The organism is Kitasatospora sp. NPDC101157, assembly GCF_044768255.1.
GTDB lineage: Bacteria > Actinomycetota > Actinomycetes > Streptomycetales > Streptomycetaceae > Kitasatospora.
On record NZ_JBIWPL010000005.1, the window covers coordinates 159,360 to 176,184 of the forward strand.

The 16,825-nt window shown below is 71.9% G+C and carries 16 protein-coding genes; 15 read left to right on the top strand and 1 reads right to left on the bottom strand.

The features are described 5' to 3' along the window. Positions 1-5 precede the first annotated feature (5 nt). The 15 genes from ACIRVF_RS13210 (at position 6) to ACIRVF_RS13280 (ending at position 15,419) form a co-directional block, all read left to right on the top strand. Positions 6-974 (top strand): phosphatidylinositol mannoside acyltransferase, encoded by a 969-nt coding sequence (locus tag ACIRVF_RS13210; RefSeq protein ID WP_402816384.1) that lies wholly within the window; start codon positions 6-8, stop codon positions 972-974. A 42-nt stretch (positions 975-1,016) separates the two neighbouring features. Further along, on the top strand, positions 1,017-2,186 hold the full coding sequence (locus tag ACIRVF_RS13215; RefSeq protein WP_402816385.1) for a glycosyltransferase family 4 protein: 1,170 nt from the start codon (positions 1,017-1,019) through the stop codon (positions 2,184-2,186). Positions 2,187-2,278: 92 nt separating this feature from the next. Continuing rightward, positions 2,279-2,641 (top strand): 5-carboxymethyl-2-hydroxymuconate Delta-isomerase, encoded by a 363-nt coding sequence (locus ACIRVF_RS13220; RefSeq protein ID WP_402816386.1) that lies wholly within the window; start codon positions 2,279-2,281, stop codon positions 2,639-2,641. Between the two features lie 104 nt (positions 2,642-2,745). Continuing rightward, a complete protein-coding gene (locus tag ACIRVF_RS13225) occupies positions 2,746-3,246 on the top strand; it encodes a hypothetical protein (RefSeq protein ID WP_396241412.1) in 501 nt (166 codons plus the stop codon). 189 nt (positions 3,247-3,435) lie between these two features. Next, positions 3,436-4,347, top strand: a complete 912-nt coding sequence (pdxS, locus tag ACIRVF_RS13230; RefSeq protein WP_030286348.1) for a pyridoxal 5'-phosphate synthase lyase subunit PdxS — start codon at positions 3,436-3,438, stop codon at positions 4,345-4,347. A 96-nt stretch (positions 4,348-4,443) separates the two neighbouring features. After that, on the top strand, positions 4,444-5,061 hold the full coding sequence (gene pdxT / locus ACIRVF_RS13235; RefSeq protein WP_402816387.1) for a pyridoxal 5'-phosphate synthase glutaminase subunit PdxT: 618 nt from the start codon (positions 4,444-4,446) through the stop codon (positions 5,059-5,061). Positions 5,062-5,150: 89 nt separating this feature from the next. Continuing rightward, positions 5,151-5,909, top strand: a complete 759-nt coding sequence (locus ACIRVF_RS13240) for a YebC/PmpR family DNA-binding transcriptional regulator (protein ID WP_402816388.1) — start codon at positions 5,151-5,153, stop codon at positions 5,907-5,909. Positions 5,910-6,077: 168 nt separating this feature from the next. Beyond that, positions 6,078-6,650, top strand: coding sequence for a crossover junction endodeoxyribonuclease RuvC (gene ruvC / locus ACIRVF_RS13245; protein WP_402816389.1), 573 nt, complete (start codon positions 6,078-6,080; stop codon positions 6,648-6,650). Next, positions 6,647-7,258 (top strand): Holliday junction branch migration protein RuvA, encoded by a 612-nt coding sequence (gene ruvA, locus ACIRVF_RS13250; RefSeq protein WP_402816390.1) that lies wholly within the window; start codon positions 6,647-6,649, stop codon positions 7,256-7,258. The genes ruvC and ruvA overlap by 4 nt, the downstream gene beginning before the upstream one ends. Before the next feature lie 86 nt (positions 7,259-7,344). Beyond that, positions 7,345-8,412 carry a Holliday junction branch migration DNA helicase RuvB gene (ruvB, locus tag ACIRVF_RS13255; RefSeq protein ID WP_402816391.1) on the top strand — a complete coding sequence of 356 codons (1,068 nt, stop codon included), beginning with the start codon at positions 7,345-7,347 and terminating at the stop codon, positions 8,410-8,412. Between the two features lie 259 nt (positions 8,413-8,671). Further along, positions 8,672-9,082 (top strand): preprotein translocase subunit YajC, encoded by a 411-nt coding sequence (gene yajC / locus ACIRVF_RS13260; protein ID WP_402816392.1) that lies wholly within the window; start codon positions 8,672-8,674, stop codon positions 9,080-9,082. 147 nt (positions 9,083-9,229) lie between these two features. Continuing rightward, on the top strand, positions 9,230-11,071 hold the full coding sequence (gene secD / locus ACIRVF_RS13265; protein ID WP_402816393.1) for a protein translocase subunit SecD: 1,842 nt from the start codon (positions 9,230-9,232) through the stop codon (positions 11,069-11,071). 4 nt (positions 11,072-11,075) lie between these two features. Beyond that, on the top strand, positions 11,076-12,173 hold the full coding sequence (gene secF, locus ACIRVF_RS13270; RefSeq protein ID WP_402816394.1) for a protein translocase subunit SecF: 1,098 nt from the start codon (positions 11,076-11,078) through the stop codon (positions 12,171-12,173). Between the two features lie 26 nt (positions 12,174-12,199). Then, on the top strand, positions 12,200-12,751 hold the full coding sequence (locus tag ACIRVF_RS13275) for an adenine phosphoribosyltransferase (RefSeq protein ID WP_402816395.1): 552 nt from the start codon (positions 12,200-12,202) through the stop codon (positions 12,749-12,751). 214 nt (positions 12,752-12,965) lie between these two features. Further along, positions 12,966-15,419: a RelA/SpoT family protein gene (locus tag ACIRVF_RS13280; RefSeq protein ID WP_402816396.1), complete on the top strand. Its 2,454-nt coding sequence runs from the start codon at positions 12,966-12,968 to the stop codon at positions 15,417-15,419. A 62-nt stretch (positions 15,420-15,481) separates the two neighbouring features. On the opposite strand, the gene ACIRVF_RS13285 is transcribed toward ACIRVF_RS13280, so the two are convergent. Beyond that, entirely contained in the window at positions 15,482-16,711 is a 1,230-nt protein-coding gene (locus ACIRVF_RS13285; protein WP_402816397.1) for a DUF349 domain-containing protein, read from the bottom strand. Positions 16,712-16,825 lie beyond the last annotated feature (114 nt).

Here is a 16,825-nt window from a genome sequence, read left to right on the forward strand (position 1 = left end):
CTGCGGTGACGGACCGACTGGTGTACTGGGCGTACGCGCTGGGGTGGGCGGTGCTGAAGCACCTGCCGGAGCCGGTGGCGCGGTGGCTGTTCGACCGGCTGGCGGACTACGCGTGGCGCCGGCGGGGTCCGCGGGTGCTCCAGCTGGAGGCGAACCTGCGCCGGGTGCGTCCGGGACTGCACGAGGCGGCGCTGCGGCGGTTGTCGCGGGCCGGGATGCGGTCGTACCTGCGGTACTGGATGGAGTCCTTCCGGCTGCCGGTGTGGAGCCGGGAGCGGGTTCTCCGGGACGTCCAGGTGGACGGCCTGGAGCACCTGGAGGAGGCGCTGGAGTCCGGGCGGGGCGCGTTGGTGGCGCTGCCGCACATGGGCAACTGGGACCTCGCGGGCACCTGGATAGCGCACCTGGGACACCCGTTCACCACGGTCGCCGAGCGGCTGAAGCCGGAGCGGCTGTTCGACCGGTTCGTCGCGTTCCGGGAGGGCCAGGGCATGGAGGTCCTGGCGCTGACCGGTGGCGGGGTGAACGTGATCGGCACGCTGGCCCGGCGGCTGCGCGAGGGCAAGCTGGTCTGCCTGGTGGGGGACCGGGACCTCTCGGAGGCGGGCATCGAGGTGTCGTTCTTCGGTGAGCCGACCCGGATGCCGGCCGGGCCGGCGGCGCTGAGCCAGCGCACCGGGGCGGCGCTGCTGCCGGTGACGCTGTGGTACGACGGCCCGGTGCTGCGCGGGACCATCCACCCCGAGGTGCCGGTGCCCGAGGAGGGCGACCGCAAGGCGCGGACGCTGGCGATGACCCAGGCGATGGCGGACATCTGGCAGCGCGGGATCGGCGAGCACCCGCAGGACTGGCACATGCTGCAGAAGTTCTGGCTGGCCGACCTGCCGGCCCGTGAGACGGTGGGGGGCGGCGCCGCCGGGGCGGCGCGTCCCGAGCCCGCGGCGGACCCCGCCGCCGAGGCCTCCGGGGCCTGAGCCCCGGCCCCTAGGACCTGCCCGAAGGAGCTTGAGGAACCCGTGAAGATCGGCATCGTCTGCCCGTACGACTGGGACGTCCCCGGCGGGGTGCAGTTCCACATCCGGGACCTCGCCGAGCACCTGATCGGTCTGGGGCACGAGGTGTCGGTACTGGCACCGGCCGAGGACGACGAGGCGCTGCCGCCGTACGTGGTCTCGGCGGGACGGGCGGTGGCGGTGCCGTACAACGGATCGGTGGCGCGGCTGAGCTTCGGCATCCTGTCGGCGGCGCGGGTGCGGCGGTGGCTGCGCGAGGGGCGCTTCGACATCCTGCACGTGCACGAGCCGGCCTCGCCGAGCCTGTCGATGCTGGCGGCCTGGTCGGCGACCGGGCCGATGGTGGGAACCTTCCACACCTCGAACCCGCGTTCGCGGGCGATGATCGCGGCGTCGCCGATCCTCCAGCCCGGTCTGGAGAAGATGCGGGCCCGGATAGCGGTGTCGGAGTACGCCCGGCGCACGCTGGTGGAGCACCTGGGCGGGGACGCGGTGGTGATCCCGAACGGGGTGGACGTCGGGTTCTTCGCCGGGGCCGAGCCGGACGAGCGGTGGACGGGCGGCGCGGCGGCGGGGAAGCCGGGCACGATCGGCTTCATCGGCCGGATCAACGAGCCGCGCAAGGGCCTGCCGACGCTGCTGGCGGCGCTGCCGAAGATCCTGGCCGAGCGGCCGGGGGTGCGGCTGCTGGTGGCGGGCAAGGGCGACGAGGAGGAGGCCGTGGCCGGCCTGGCCCCCGAGGTCCGCGCGCAGGTGGAGTTCCTGGGCATGGTCTCGGACCGGGACAAGGCCCGGCTGCTGCGCAGCGTGGACCTGTACGTGGCGCCGAACACCGGGGGCGAGAGCTTCGGGATCATCCTGGTGGAGGCGATGTCGGCGGGCGCCCCGGTGCTGGCGAGCGACCTGGACGCGTTCAAGCAGGTGCTGGACGGCGGGGACGCCGGGGAGCTGTTCCCGGTGGAGGACGCGGACGCGCTGGCCCGTACGGCGCTGCGGCTGCTGGGGGATCCGGCGCGGCTGGACGAGCTGGGCAAGGCGGCCTCGCGGCACGTGCGGCGCTTCGACTGGTCGACGGTCGGCGCGGACATCCTGGCGGTGTACGAGACGGTGACGGCCGGGGCGGCCGCGGTGGTCGAGGAGGACGTGCGCAGCGGGCGGCGCGCGAGGGACTGAGCGCGGGCCGGTCCCGGGGACCGGGGACGGGGTGGCGTGTCAGCGGCGTTAGGGTCGGGCCGAACGCACCACTGTGACCCTTGGGGGAAACGATGCCGCAGATCTCAGTCGACTACTCGTCCGGCCTGGCCGGGACCTTCGACCGCCGGGCGCTGGGCCTGGCGATCAACCGGCTGGCCGAGGAGACCATCGACGCGAAGCCGGAGTCCTGCAAGACGCTGTTCCGGCAGAGCGAGGAGCTGGTGGTCGGCAGCACCGGGCTGGAGGGCGACGCCCAGGTGTACGTCGAGCTCCAGATCTTCCCGGGCCGTTCGCCGGAGGCGAAGGCGGCGCTGAGCGAGGGCGTCATCGCGCTGCTGGCCGAGCACGTCGCCCCGCTGCCGGGGGGCCGGCTGTTCACCGCGGTGAACATCGAGGACATCGACCGGGACAGCTACCGCCACGCCACGGCCTGAGCGTCCCCGGGGCTGACGCCGCGCTGGGCCGCCGGTGACACCCGGTAACGTAGCGGTCCGTGACTACCTGGATCTGGGCCGGCGTGGCCGTGGTGCTGTTCGGCATGTACCTGAGTTGGACGGCCGGGCGCCTGGACCGGCTGCACGCCCGGATCGACGCGGCGCGCGCGGCGCTGGACGCTCAGCTGGTCCGCCGGGCCTCGGTGGCGATGGAGCTGGCGACGTCCTCGCTGCTGGATCCGGCGGCCTCGCTGCTGCTGCTGGACGCGGCGCACGCGGCCCGGCAGGCCGAGGACGAGCAGCGCGAGGTGGCGGAGAGCCAGCTGAGCCTGGCGCTGCGGGCGGTGCTGGAGGAGCCGGAGCAGGTGGCGGCGCTGGTGGCCGAGCCGGGTGGCGAGGAGGCGGTACGCGATCTGACGGCCGCGGTGCGCCGGGTGCCGATGGCCCGCCGGTTCCACAACGACGCGGTGCGGGCGGCGCGGGCGGTGCGGGAGCACCGGCTGGTGCGGTACTTCCGGCTGGCGGGCAAGGCGCCGTTCCCGATGGCCTTCGAGATGGACGACGCTCCGCCGCCCGCCCTCACGCCGGAGGGGGCGCCCGCGTAGGGTCTGTGGTCGAATCTCCCGCCTGCGGGCGGACGACGGGAGGTCGAGGACAGACCCTAGGCTGTCCCCCGGATACGGCCCGTTTGTCGCATCCCGTCGCCCGGGCTGGACTTGGTGGCACATCGTTGGGCCACTCGTTCCGCCTACCATAGGGCGATAGCACTGGTTCATCTTCGAGTGAGGTCTCACGTGTCCACCACCCCCACCACCGCAGACCAGCCGCAGATCGGTACCGCCCGGGTCAAGCGCGGCATGGCCGAGCAGCTCAAGGGCGGTGTGATCATGGACGTGGTCAACGCCGAGCAGGCGAAGATCGCCGAGGACGCCGGCGCGGTGGCCGTCATGGCCCTGGAGCGGGTTCCGGCCGACATCCGCAAGGACGGCGGCGTGGCCCGCATGTCCGACCCGAACATGATCGAGGAGATCATCGAGGCGGTCTCCATCCCGGTGATGGCCAAGTCCCGCATCGGTCACTTCGTCGAGGCCCAGGTCCTGCAGTCGCTCGGTGTCGACTACATCGACGAGTCCGAGGTGCTGACCCCGGCCGACGAGGTCAACCACTCCGACAAGTGGGCCTTCACCACCCCCTTCGTCTGCGGTGCCACCAACCTGGGCGAGGCCCTGCGCCGCATCGCCGAGGGCGCGGCCATGATCCGCTCGAAGGGTGAGGCCGGCACCGGCAACGTCGTCGAGGCCGTCCGCCACCTGCGCCAGATCAAGAACGAGATCGGCCACCTGCGCGCGCTGGACCACAACGAGCTGTACGCCGCCGCCAAGGAGCTGCGCGCCCCGTACGAGCTCGTCAAGGAGGTCGCCGAGCTCGGCAAGCTGCCGGTCGTGCTGTTCTCCGCCGGTGGCGTGGCCACCCCGGCCGACGCCGCGCTGATGCGCCAGCTGGGCGCCGAGGGCGTCTTCGTCGGCTCCGGCATCTTCAAGTCGGGCGACCCGGCCAAGCGCGCCGCCGCCATCGTGAAGGCCACCACCTTCTTCGACGACCCGAAGATCATCGCGGACGCCTCCCGCAACCTGGGCGAGGCCATGGTCGGCATCAACTGCGACACCCTGCCGGAGACCGAGCGCTACGCCAACCGCGGCTGGTAGTCACTCCCTCCCCTTCGCCGGCCCGCCGCAGCGCCTCGGTGTGCGGCGGGCCGCGCCGCGTACGCCCGTAGTAACGATCGATTGAGGTTGAAGACCGTGAGCACTCCCGTCATCGGCGTCCTCGCCCTGCAGGGCGACGTCCGCGAGCACCTGGTGGCGCTGGCCGAGGCCGACGCGCTCGCCCGCCCGGTGCGCCGCGCCGAGGAGCTGGCCGAGGTCGACGCGCTGGTGATCCCCGGCGGGGAGTCCACCACCATGTCCAAGCTGGCGCTGCTGTTCGGCGTGATGGACCCGGTCCGCGAGCGGGTCGCCGCCGGGATGCCGGTGTACGGCACCTGCGCGGGCATGATCATGCTGGCCGACAAGATCCTCGACGGCCGGGAGGACCAGGAGAGCGTCGGCGGCATCGACATGACGGTGCGCCGCAACGCCTTCGGCCGCCAGAACGAGTCCTTCGAGTCCGGGATCGCCTTCAAGGGTCTGGACGACGCGCCGGTGCACGGCGTCTTCATCCGTGCCCCCTGGGTCGAGTCGGTCGGCGCGGGCGTCGAGGTGCTGGCCGAACTGCCCGGCGCGGACGGGCCGGAGAGCCGGATCGTGGCCGTGCGCCAGGGCAACCTGCTGGCCACCTCGTTCCACCCGGAGCTCACCGGCGACCACCGGGTGCACGCCTACTTCGTGAAGATGGTCGAGGAGCACCTCGCTGCCGAGTAGGGCCCCGTGGCCGTGTGTGCCCCACCGGTGACGACACCGGTAAGATCTCAGCTGTTTCATTTCCATTTGGCGACGTAAAGGAGCTGGCGATGTCCGGCCACTCTAAGTGGGCTACCACCAAGCACAAGAAGGCCGTGATCGACGCCAAGCGCGGCAAGCTCTTCGCCAAGATGATCAAGAACATCGAGGTGGCGGCGCGCACCGGCGGTCCCGACCCGGCGGGCAACCCGACCCTCTACGACGCCATCCAGAAGGCGAAGAAGAGCTCGGTCCCGATCGACAACATCAACCGCGCCGTCAAGCGCGGTGGCGGTCTGGAGGCCGGCGGCGCCGACTACCAGACCATCATGTACGAGGGCTACGGCCCGAACGGTGTCGCCGTCCTGATCGAGTGCCTCACCGACAACCGCAACCGCGCGGCCTCCGACGTGCGTGTCGCGATGACCCGCAACGGCGGCTCGATGGCCGACCCGGGCTCGGTGTCCTACCTGTTCACCCGCAAGGGCGTCGTGATCGTCCCCAAGGCGGACGGCGTGGACGAGGACAAGCTGTTCGAGATCGTCCTCGACCAGGACCCCGAGGAGATCAACGACCTCGGCGACTCCTTCGAGATCGTCTCCGAGGCCTCCAAGATGGTCGACGTGCGCACCGCGCTGGTCGACGCCGGCGTCGACTACGACTCGGCCGAGGCCAACTTCCTCCCGAGCATGCAGGTCGAGCTGGACGTCGACGGCGCCCGCAAGATCCTCAAGCTGATCGACGCGCTGGAGGACAGCGACGACGTGCAGAACGTCTTCGCCAACTTCGACATCCCGGACGAGGTCGGTGCGGAGCTCGACGCCGAGTAGGCACGGCTTCGATCGATCGACGGCGAGTGACCGTACACACTGCCCGGCCCGGTGGTCCCAGGACCGCCGGGCCGGTGTCGTCCGCGGGTTGTCGTACCCGGGCGGTAGCCTTCGCAGGTCGTTCGCCTCGGGGCGAGTGGCGGCTCACCGAGAGAGACGGGGCGTGACGTGCGGGTGCTGGGTGTGGACCCGGGACTGACCAGGTGCGGGGTCGGCGTGGTCGAGGGCGCTCCCGGGCGGCCGTTGCGGATGGCCGGAGTGGGCGTGGTGCGCACGCCGGCCGACGCCGAGATCGGGCAGCGGCTGCTGCTGGTCGAGCAGGGCCTGGAGAGCTGGCTGGACGAGCACCGGCCCGACCTGGTCGCGGTCGAGCGGGTCTTCGCCCAGCACAACGTGCGGACGGTGATGGGCACCGCCCAGGCGAGCGCGGTCGCGATGCTCTGCGCCACCCGGCGCGGGATCCCCGTCACCCTGCACACCCCCAGCGAGGTCAAGGCCGCCGTCACCGGCTCCGGCCGGGCGGACAAGACCCAGGTCACGGCCATGGTGCAGCGCCTGCTGCGGCTGGACGCCCCGCCCAAGCCCGCCGACGCCGCCGACGCGCTGGCGCTGGCGATCTGCCACATCTGGCGCGGCGGGGCGACCAACCGGCTGCAGGCCGCCGTCCAGGCCGCCCGTACCTCCCCGCTGACAGCCGCTTCCCTGAAAGGCACCTCTCCTGTGAAAGGCACTGTCCGGTGATCGCCTTCGTACAAGGACCCGTGGCGGCCATCGCCTCCGGAGTCGCGGTGGTCGAGGTGGGCGGGGTCGGCATGGCCGTCCAGTGCACCCCGAACACCCTGGCCGGCCTGCGGCTGGGTGAGTCGGCCCGGCTGGCGACCTCGCTGGTGGTCCGGGAGGACTCGCTGACCCTGTTCGGCTTCGCGGACGACGACGAGCGGGCGGTGTTCGAGATCCTCCAGGCCGCGCCGGGCGTCGGCCCCAAGCTGGCCCAGGCGATCCTCGGCGTGCACAGCCCCGACGCGCTGCGCGCCGCGGTGGCGAACGGGGACGAGAAGGCGCTGGTCGCGGTGCCGGGCATCGGCAAGGCGAAGGCGGCCAAGCTCCTGCTGGAGTACAAGGACAAGCTGGGCGCCCCGCACGGCGCGGTGCCCGCGCAGAAGCCGGTCGCGAGCGGCCCGGCGCCGTGGAGCGAGCAGCTGCACTCCGCGCTGACCGGCCTCGGATACGCCCCGCGCGAGGCGGACGAGGCGGTCGCGGCCGTCACCCCGGAGGCGGAGGCGCAGCAGGCACCGGACGTCGGCGCGCTGCTCAGGCTCGCCCTGCGCGGTCTGAACCGCGCCCGTTGAACCCGTCCTGACGACCTGTCTGTTTGTCGACACCGTCGACACCGCTGACACCGTCGACACCGCTCACACCCCTGGAGCCCCCGAGGATGTACGAGGAACCCGCTGACCGGCTGGTCACGGCCGCCGCCGACGGCGAGGACCAGGCGGTGGAGGCCGCGCTGCGCCCCAAACTGCTGGACGAGTTCATCGGCCAGGAGCGGGTGCGCGAGCAGCTGTCCCTGGTCCTCCAGGCGGCGCGCAAGCGCGGCAGCGCGCCCGACCACGTGCTGCTGAGCGGCCCGCCCGGGCTGGGCAAGACCACCCTGTCCATGATCATCGCCGCCGAGCTGGGCGCCCCGATCCGGATCACCTCCGGCCCGGCCATCCAGCACGCGGGGGACCTCGCGGCGATCCTCTCCTCGCTCACCGAGGGGGAGGTGCTCTTCCTCGACGAGATCCACCGGATGTCCCGGCCGGCCGAGGAGATGCTCTACATGGCGATGGAGGACTTCCGGGTCGACGTGATCGTCGGCAAGGGCCCGGGTGCCACCGCCATCCCGCTGGAGCTGCCGCCGTTCACCCTGGTCGGCGCCACCACCCGGGCCGGCCTGCTGCCGCCGCCGCTGCGCGACCGCTTCGGCTTCACCGGGCACATGGAGTTCTACGCCCCGGCCGAGCTGCAGCGGGTGGTGCACCGCTCGGCCACGCTGCTGGACGTGGAGATAGACCCGGCGGGCGCGGCCGAGATCGCCGGGCGTTCGCGCGGCACCCCGCGCATCGCCAACCGGCTGCTGCGCCGGGTCCGCGACTACGCGCAGGTCCGGCACGACGGTGTGGTCACCGCCGAGATCGCCGGCCAGGCGCTGGACGTCTACGAGGTGGACGCCCGCGGTCTGGACCGGCTGGACCGCGCGGTGCTGGACGCCCTGCTGCGGCTGTTCGGCGGCGGGCCGGTCGGTTTGTCGACACTCGCGGTCGCCGTGGGGGAGGAGGCCGAGACGGTCGAGGAGGTCGCCGAGCCCTTCCTGGTCCGCGAGGGCCTGCTCGCCCGCACCCCGCGCGGGCGGATCGCCACCGCCGCGGCCTGGCAGCACCTGGGGATGACCCCGCCGGTCCGGACCACCCGCGGCAGCGTGCCGCCCCAGCCGGAGCTGTTCCCGGCGGACGGAAGTTGACCGGCCTGGGCTGAACGGGTGAGAGGCGGCCTCCGGTTCCCGGCCCGGCCCGGTGCCGCGCCCCTTGGAGGTGCCGGGGCGGAAGTCCGGGGAAACCGTGCAGGCGGAGGGTCGCCACTTTCGGCGGCAGGATGCGATGCTTGGCGTTGTCCGATCAGTTCGGGGTCGCCTAGACTCCGCCGGACCGCCCCTCTCACCTGACGGGCCGACCCATACCACACAGGCCGCCGGCCGGCGGCCCTAAAGGACCCTGGCTGCAGTGAACCTCATCATCCTTCTCCTCCCGATCATCGCGATCGTGCTCATGTTCCGGTCGCAGAAGAAGCGCCAGTCGCAGATGCAGCAGATGCAGACGGCGCTGGAGCCCGGGGCGGGAGTGCGCACCATCGGCGGCCTGTACGCCCAGGTGAAGGCGGTCAACGACGAGACCGTCGAGCTGGAGATCGCTCCCGGCGTGGTCACCCACTTCACGAAGAGTGCCGTCGCGGCCGTCCTGGATCCCCAGGAGTACGACGCGATCATCAACGGTCGCCCCGAGGACGACGAACTGTCCGAGCCGGAGGCCGAGGACGTCGCCGACGCCGCGCCGGCCGAGGACAAGCCGCTGTCGCTGACCAAGGACAGCGCCGAGAAGGGCGACGCCGAGGGCGGGGCTCCCGCGAGCAAGTAGTACGGACGGGCAACCCGCCCGTCCGCGCGGCGCAGTGCCGCGAGCCCACAGGACCTCAGGGCCGCAGAACCGCCATGCCCCCGTCCCGCCACGAGCCGGACGGGGGTCCGGTCGGGGAGGTGGCATGGACAGGGAGAAACGAGCAAGGTGGCAACACCCAAGTCGCGCCCGCGCGACGGCTACCCAGGGCGGGCGCTGGCCCTCATCCTGGTCGTCACCGTCGGACTGGTCGCCCTCATGTTCGGGACGGGCAACACCAAGCCCCGGCTCGGTATCGACCTCGCCGGTGGCACCAGCATCACGCTGACCGCGAAGTCGACCGATCCCAAGGCGGTCAACAAGGCCAACATGGACATCGCCACCGGGATCATCGAGCGCCGGGTCAACGGAATGGGTGTCTCCGAGGCGGAGGTCCAGACCCAGGGCTCGGACACGATCATCGTGAACATCCCCAAGGGCGGCAACCAGCAGAACGCGGCGGACCAGGTCGGTACCACCGCGAAGCTGTTCTTCCGTCCGGTCCTGGCCGTGGCGCCCAGCGGCATCACCGCGCCGGCGCCCACCGGCACCCCGTCCGCCGGCGCCTCCGGCAGCCCGAGCGCCGCCCCCTCGGGCAGCGCCACCCCGTCGGCCTCGGCCGGCGCGAGCTCCTCGGCCGGCCACACGCCGACCGCCTCCGCGAGCGCCACCAAGCAGGGCCGCTCCGTCGGTGAGGCGCTGGCCGCCGACGCCGCCACCCCGTCCGCCGCCGCCACGGGCGCCAGCACCGCTCCGTCCGCCTCCGGCTCGGCCGCCCCGTCCGCCTCTGGCACCCCGAGCGCCCAGGCCACCCCGCCGAGCGCCGCCGACCTGAGCGCCGCGATGACCCAGGGCACCGTCCCGCCGGAGCTGCAGGCCGCCTTCGCGAAGCTGGACTGCTCCAAGCCCGAGGTCCGCGCGGCCCAGACCGGCGCCGACGACAAGGCCATGGTCGCCTGCTCCCAGAAGCCGGAGAACGGCTACTACGAGAAGCTGGCCCTCGGCCCGGTGGCCGTGAAGGGCTCGGACGTCTCCAAGGCCCAGCCGAGCCTGGACACCCAGACCGGTGCCGGCTGGCAGGTGCAGCTGCAGTTCAACGGCGCGGGCACCGACGCCTTCACCAAGGTCACCGGCCAGCTGGCCACCCAGACCCCGCCGAACAACCAGTTCGCCATCGTGCTGGACAACCAGGTCGTCTCGCACCCGCAGGTCAACGGCCCGATCCCGGGCGGCAGCGCGGTCATCACCGGCCGCTTCAGCCAGGCCGAGGCGCAGGACCTGTCCAACGTGCTGAGCTACGGCGCCCTGCCGCTGGAGTTCACCAAGAGCGACATCACCACCGTCTCCCCGGCGCTGGGCAGTGACCAGCTCAAGGCCGGTCTGGTGGCCGGCGCGATCGGCATGCTGCTGGTCGTCGCCTACTCGGTGATCTACTACCGCGGCCTCGGCCTGGTCTCGATCGCCGGTCTGATCGTCTCGGCGATCCTGACCTACTCGATCATGAGCCTGCTCGGCGGCGGGATCGGCTTCGCGCTGAACCTGCCGGCGGTCTGCGGTGCGATCGTCGCGATCGGTATCACCGCCGACTCCTTCATCGTGTACTTCGAGCGCATCCGCGACGAGGTCCGCGAGGGTGCCCCGCTGCGTGCCGCGGTCCAGCGGGCCTGGCCGCGGGCCCGGCGCACCATCCTGGTCTCGGACTTCGTGTCCTTCCTCTGTGCCGCGGTGCTGTACGTGGTGTCGGTCGGCAAGGTCCAGGGCTTCGCGTTCACCCTGGGTCTGACCACCGCGCTCGACGTCGTGGTGATCTTCCTCTTCACCAAGCCGCTGATCACGCTGCTGGCCCGGCGCAAGTTCTTCGCCGACGGTCACCCGTGGTCCGGCCTGGACCCGAAGCGGCTGGGCGCCCGCCCGCCGCTGCGCAGCAGCCGTCGCCGTAGCCCCTCCTCTGCCGCCGTGAAGGAGGCCTGACACCGTGTCACGCTTCTCCAATCTGGGCCACCGGCTCTACCAGGGCGAGGTCAGCTTCGACTTCGTCGGGCGCCGCAAGCTCTGGTACTCCATCTCCGGTGTGATCGTGCTGGTCGCGGCGATCGGCCTGGCCATGGGCCTGCACCTGGGCATCGAGTTCAAGGGCGGCTCGGTCTACACCGTGACCAAGCCGGGCCTGACGGTCTCGCAGGCGCAGGAGAAGGCCGACCAGGTCGTCTCCTCGCACCCGCTGGTGCAGTCGACCGACAACAACAAGATCCGCATCCAGGTCAGCACCGACGAGGCGAAGAGCTCCGACGAGGTCCGCTCCCAGCTCGCCGAGAAGATCGGCGTGCCGCTGGACACCGTCGAGGCCCAGGTCATCGGCCCCAGCTGGGGCAAGCAGATCTCCGACAAGGCGATCACCGGCCTGATCATCTTCATGGTCCTGGTGACGGTCTACCTGGCGATCGCCTTCGAGTGGCGGATGGCGGTGGCCGCCCTGGTCGCCCTGATCCACGACCTCCTGATCACCATCGGCGTCTACGCCCTGGTCGGCTTCGAGGTCACCCCCGGTACGGTGATCGGCTTCCTGACCATCCTCGGGTACTCGCTCTACGACACGGTCGTCGTCTTCGACACCGTGAAGGAGAACACCAAGGGGATCACCAAGCAGAACAAGCTCACCTACAGCGAGGCGGCCAACGCGGGCCTCAACCAGACCCTGGTGCGCTCGCTCAACACCACCGTGGTGGCGCTGCTGCCGGTCGCCGCGCTGCTGTTCATCGGTGGCGGCCTCCTGGGCGCCGGCACCCTGAACGACATCTCGCTCGCGCTGTTCATCGGCCTCGCGGCCGGTGCCTACTCCTCGATCTGCGTCGCCACCCCGCTGCTGGCGCAGCTCAAGGAGGAGCAGCCGGAGATGAAGGCGCTGCGCAAGCGCGTCCTGCAGCACCGGGCCGCGGCCGCCAAGGCGGAGGCCCCGGGCGAGGCGGTGGCGGACGCGGTGGCGGACGAGGACCAGCCTGCGGGTATGGTCGGTCAGCGCGGCAGGTCGGCCGGCACCACGCGTGCCAAGGGCCGTCCGTCCACCAAGCGCTGAACCCGAACCGAAGGAACCCCACCACCGTGACCACCGTCGACACCGCACTGGCCGAGCTGCTGAACAGCCGGATCCGGGACGTCCCGGACTACCCGAAGCCGGGCGTGCTGTTCAAGGACATCGCGCCGCTGCTCGCCGACGCCGAGGCCTTCGGCGCCCTCACCCGGGCGCTGGCGAACCGGGCGAAGGAGCTCGGGGTGACCAAGGTGGTGGGTCTGGAGGCGCGCGGCTTCGTGCTGGCGGCCCCGGCGGCCTTCGCGGCCGGGCTCGGCTTCGTGCCGATCCGCAAGCAGGGCAAGCTGCCCGGCGAGGTGTTCCGGCGCTCGTACGAGCTGGAGTACGGCTCGGCGACGCTGGAGGTGCAGTGCGACGCCTTCGCGCCCGGTGAGCGGGTGCTGGTGGTGGACGACGTGCTGGCCACCGGCGGCACCATCGGTGCCTCGCTGGACCTGGTGAAGGAGGCCGGCGCCGAGCTGGCGGGCGTCGTGGTGCTGATGGAGCTGGGCTTCCTGGACGGCCGCGAGCGGCTGGCCGGGCACCTGGGCGGCGCCCCGCTGGAGACGCTGGTCACGGTCTGAGGGACGGGCTCCACAGGGGCTCGCTGCGGCTCCGCAAGGGCTCCACAAGGGGCTCCGCCACGGGCTCGAAGGACGGCGGTCGGATCATCCGACCGCCGTCCTTCCGTTCCCGGGCCCGGCCGGATGAACACCGGGCCGCCCGGCTCGGTACCATGAAGATTCATCCCCTCCCGGTTGTGCCCGGACGTCACGGGCCCGGCAGGGGTCGGCCCCGGTGCCCCGAGGAGTGTCCTTGCCCGACGAGGTTGTGCCCACGGCCGCAGCGGCCACCCCCGAAGACCGTCCCACGCCCTCGGGGGCCACCCCGGCACGCCCGACGCCGACCTCCTCGCGTCCCTCCGCCCCGCTCGGCCGCGGCTCCGGCTCCGGCGGCGGCATGCGCGCCCGGCTGGCCCGCCTGGGCGGCCAGCGCTCCAGCGTGCTGAACCCCGTCCTGGAGCCGCTGTTCCGCTCCATCCGGGCGAACGACCCCAAGGCCGACCCGGCGCTGCTGCGCGACATCGAGCGCGCCTACGCCGTCGCCGAGAAGTGGCACCGCGGGCAGAAGCGCAAGAGCGGCGACCCGTACATCACCCACCCGCTGGCCGTCGCCACCATCCTCGCCGAACTCGGCATGGACGCCCCGACGCTGATGGCCGGGCTGCTGCACGACACCGTCGAGGACACCGACTACGGCCTGGAGACCCTGCGCAAGGACTTCGGCGACTCGGTGGCCCTGCTGGTCGACGGCGTCACCAAGCTGGACCGGGTCAAGTTCGGCGAGGCCGCGCAGGCCGAGACCGTCCGCAAGATGGTCGTCGCGATGGCCAAGGACCCGCGGGTCCTGGTGATCAAGCTGGCCGACCGCCTGCACAACATGCGCACCATGCGCTACCTCAAGCGGGAGAAGCAGGAGAAGAAGGCCCGCGAGACGCTGGAGATCTACGCCCCGCTGGCGCACCGGCTGGGCATGAACACCATCAAGTGGGAGCTGGAGGACCTCGCCTTCGCGATCCTCTACCCCAAGATGTACGACGAGATCGTCCGGCTGGTCGCCGAGCGCGCCCCCAAGCGGGACGAGTACCTGGCGACCGTCATCGACCAGGTCCAGGCGGACCTGCGCGGCGCCCGGATCACCGCCTCCGTCACCGGCCGGCCGAAGCACTACTACTCGGTCTACCAGAAGATGATCGTCCGGGGACGGGACTTCGCGGAGATCTACGACCTGGTGGGCATCCGGGTCCTGGTCGACACCGTCCGCGACTGCTACGCGGCGCTGGGCACCATCCACGCGCGGTGGAACCCGGTGCCGGGGCGGTTCAAGGACTACATCGCGATGCCCAAGTTCAACATGTACCAGTCGCTGCACACCACGGTGATCGGTCCCGGCGGCAAGCCCGTCGAACTCCAGATCCGCACCTTCGACATGCACCGGCGGGCCGAGTACGGCATCGCCGCGCACTGGAAGTACAAGCAGCGCGCCGTCGCCGGGGCCTCCAAGGTCCGCACCGACACCCCGACCCAGGTCCGCAAGGACGACAAGGCCGGCGCCGTCAACGAGATGGCCTGGCTGCGGCAGCTGCTGGACTGGCAGAAGGAGACCGCGGACCCGGGCGAGTTCCTGGAGTCGCTGCGCTTCGACCTGGCCAGCAACGAGGTCTTCGTCTTCACCCCCAAGGGCGACGTGATAGCGCTGCCGGCCGGTGCCACCCCGGTCGACTTCGCCTTCGCGGTGCACACCGAGGTCGGCTACCGGACCATAGGGGCCCGGGTCAACGGGCGGCTGGTGCCGCTGGAGTCGACCCTGGAGAACGGCGACACCGTCGAGGTGTTCACCTCCAAGGCGGAGAACGCCGGCCCGTCCCGGGACTGGCTGGGCTTCGTCAAGTCCCCGCGCGCCCGCAACAAGATCCGCGCCTGGTTCTCCAAGGAGCGCCGCGAGGAGGCGATCGAGCACGGCAAGGAGGCGATCGTCCGGGCGATGCGCAAGCAGGGCCTGCCGATCCAGCGGATCCTGACCGGCGACTCGCTGGTCACCCTGGCCCACGAGATGCGCTACCCCGACATCTCCTCGCTCTACGCCGCCATCGGCGAGGGCCACGTCGCCGCGCAGAACATCGTCCAGAAGCTGGTCCAGGCGCTCGGCGGCGAGGAGGGCGCCACCGAGGACCTCGCCGAGACGGCCACCCCGACCCACGACAACCGCCGGGCGGCGCGCCGCCGGGCCAAGGGCGACCCGGGCGTGATCGTCAAGGGCGTCGAGGACGTCTGGGTCAAGCTGTCCCGCTGCTGCACCCCGGTGCCGGGCGACCCGATCGTCGGCTTCGTCACCCGTGGCAACGGCGTCTCGGTGCACCGCGCCGACTGCGTCAACGTGGAGGCACTGAGCCAGCAGCCCGAGCGCATGATCGACGTCGAGTGGGCGGCCACCCAGTCCTCGGTGTTCCTGGTGGCCATCCAGGTCGAGGCGCTGGACCGCTCCCGGCTGCTCTCGGACGTCACCCGGGTGCTCTCCGACCAGCACGTCAACATCCTGTCGGCGGCCGTCCAGACCTCCCGGGACCGGGTGGCGATGAGCCGCTTCACCTTCGAGATGGGCGACCCGAAGCACCTCGGTCACGTGCTCAAGGCGGTGCGCGGCGTCGAGGGCGTCTACGACGTCTACCGGGTCACCTCGGCCCGCAAGTGACCACGGCATGAGGAAGGCCCCCGGGGATTCCCCGGGGGCCTTCACCGTTCCACGGCCCAGGATCAGCCGCTGAACTCCTCCTGGCTCTTGTGCGCCTGCTCCAGCAGCGTCCGAACGCCGGCCAGCTCGGACTCCAGCTTGGCGACCCGGCCGGCGTTGCCGGCCGCGCGGGCCTTGTCCAGGTCGGCCTGGATCTTGTCGGCCTTCGCCTGGAACAGGCCCACCATGCCGGCCGCGCGGGCCTTGGCCTCCGGGTTGGAGCGCCTCCACTCGGCGTCCTCGGCCTCACGGATGGCCCGCTCGACCGCGTTCAGCCGGCCGTCCAGCTTCGGACGGGCGTCGCGCGGCACGTGACCGATGGCCTCCCAGCGCTCGTTGATCTCGCGCAGCGCGGCCTTGGCGGCCTTCAGGTCGGTGATCGGCAGGATCGCCTCGGCCTCGGTGGCCAGCGCCTCCTTGAGCTTCTGGTTCTCCACCTGCTCGGCGTCCCGCTCGCTGAACACCGCGGAACGGGCCTGGAAGAAGACGTCCTGCGCGCCGCGGAACCGCGCCCACAGCTCGTCCTCGACGTCCCGCTGCGCCCGTCCGGCGGCCTTCCAGCGCGCCATCAGGTCGCGGTACGCGGCCGCGGTGGAGCCCCAGTCGGTGGACGAGGACAGCGCCTCGGCCTCGGAGACCAGCGCCTCCTTGGTCTGCCGGGCCTGCTCGCGCTCGGCGTCCAGCGTCGCGAAGTGCGCCTTGCGGTGCTTGGAGAAGACCGAGCGGGCGTGCGAGAAGCGGTGCCACAGCTCGTCGTCGCTCTTGCGGTCCAGCCGCGGCAGGCCCTTCCAGGTGTCCACCAGGGCGCGCAGCCGGTCCCCGGCCTCCCGCCACTGGGTGGACTCGGCGAGCTGCTCCGCCTCGGAGACCAGGGCCTCCTTGGCGGCGCGGGTCTCGTCCTGGGCCTTGGCACGGGCGGCCTTGCGCTCCTCCCGCCGGCTCTCGATCTCACCGGCGAGCGCGTCCAGCCGCTTGGCCAACGCGTCCAGGTCGCCCACCGCGTGCCCCTCGGTCACCTGCGCGCGGAGGTGCTCCAGCGCGGTCTGGGCGTCCTTGGCGGCCAGGTCGGTGGTGCGCACCCGCTTCTCCAGCAGGCCGATCTCCACCTCGATGCCCTGGTACTTGCGCTCGAAGTAGGCGAGGGCCTCCTCGGGCGAGCCGGCCTGCCAGGAACCGACCACGCGTTCGCCGTCGGCCGTCCTGACGTACACCGTGCCCTGCTCGTCCACACGGCCCCACGGGTCGCTGCTCATAGCGCGTCCTCCACATGACGTCGCGCCCGCGCCGGGGCGGCGCGCGACCGTCGTCCACAGTTGATGTGCGGCGGACCGATGAGTCCGCCGTCCCCGTCCGCCGCGTCCTGCTGC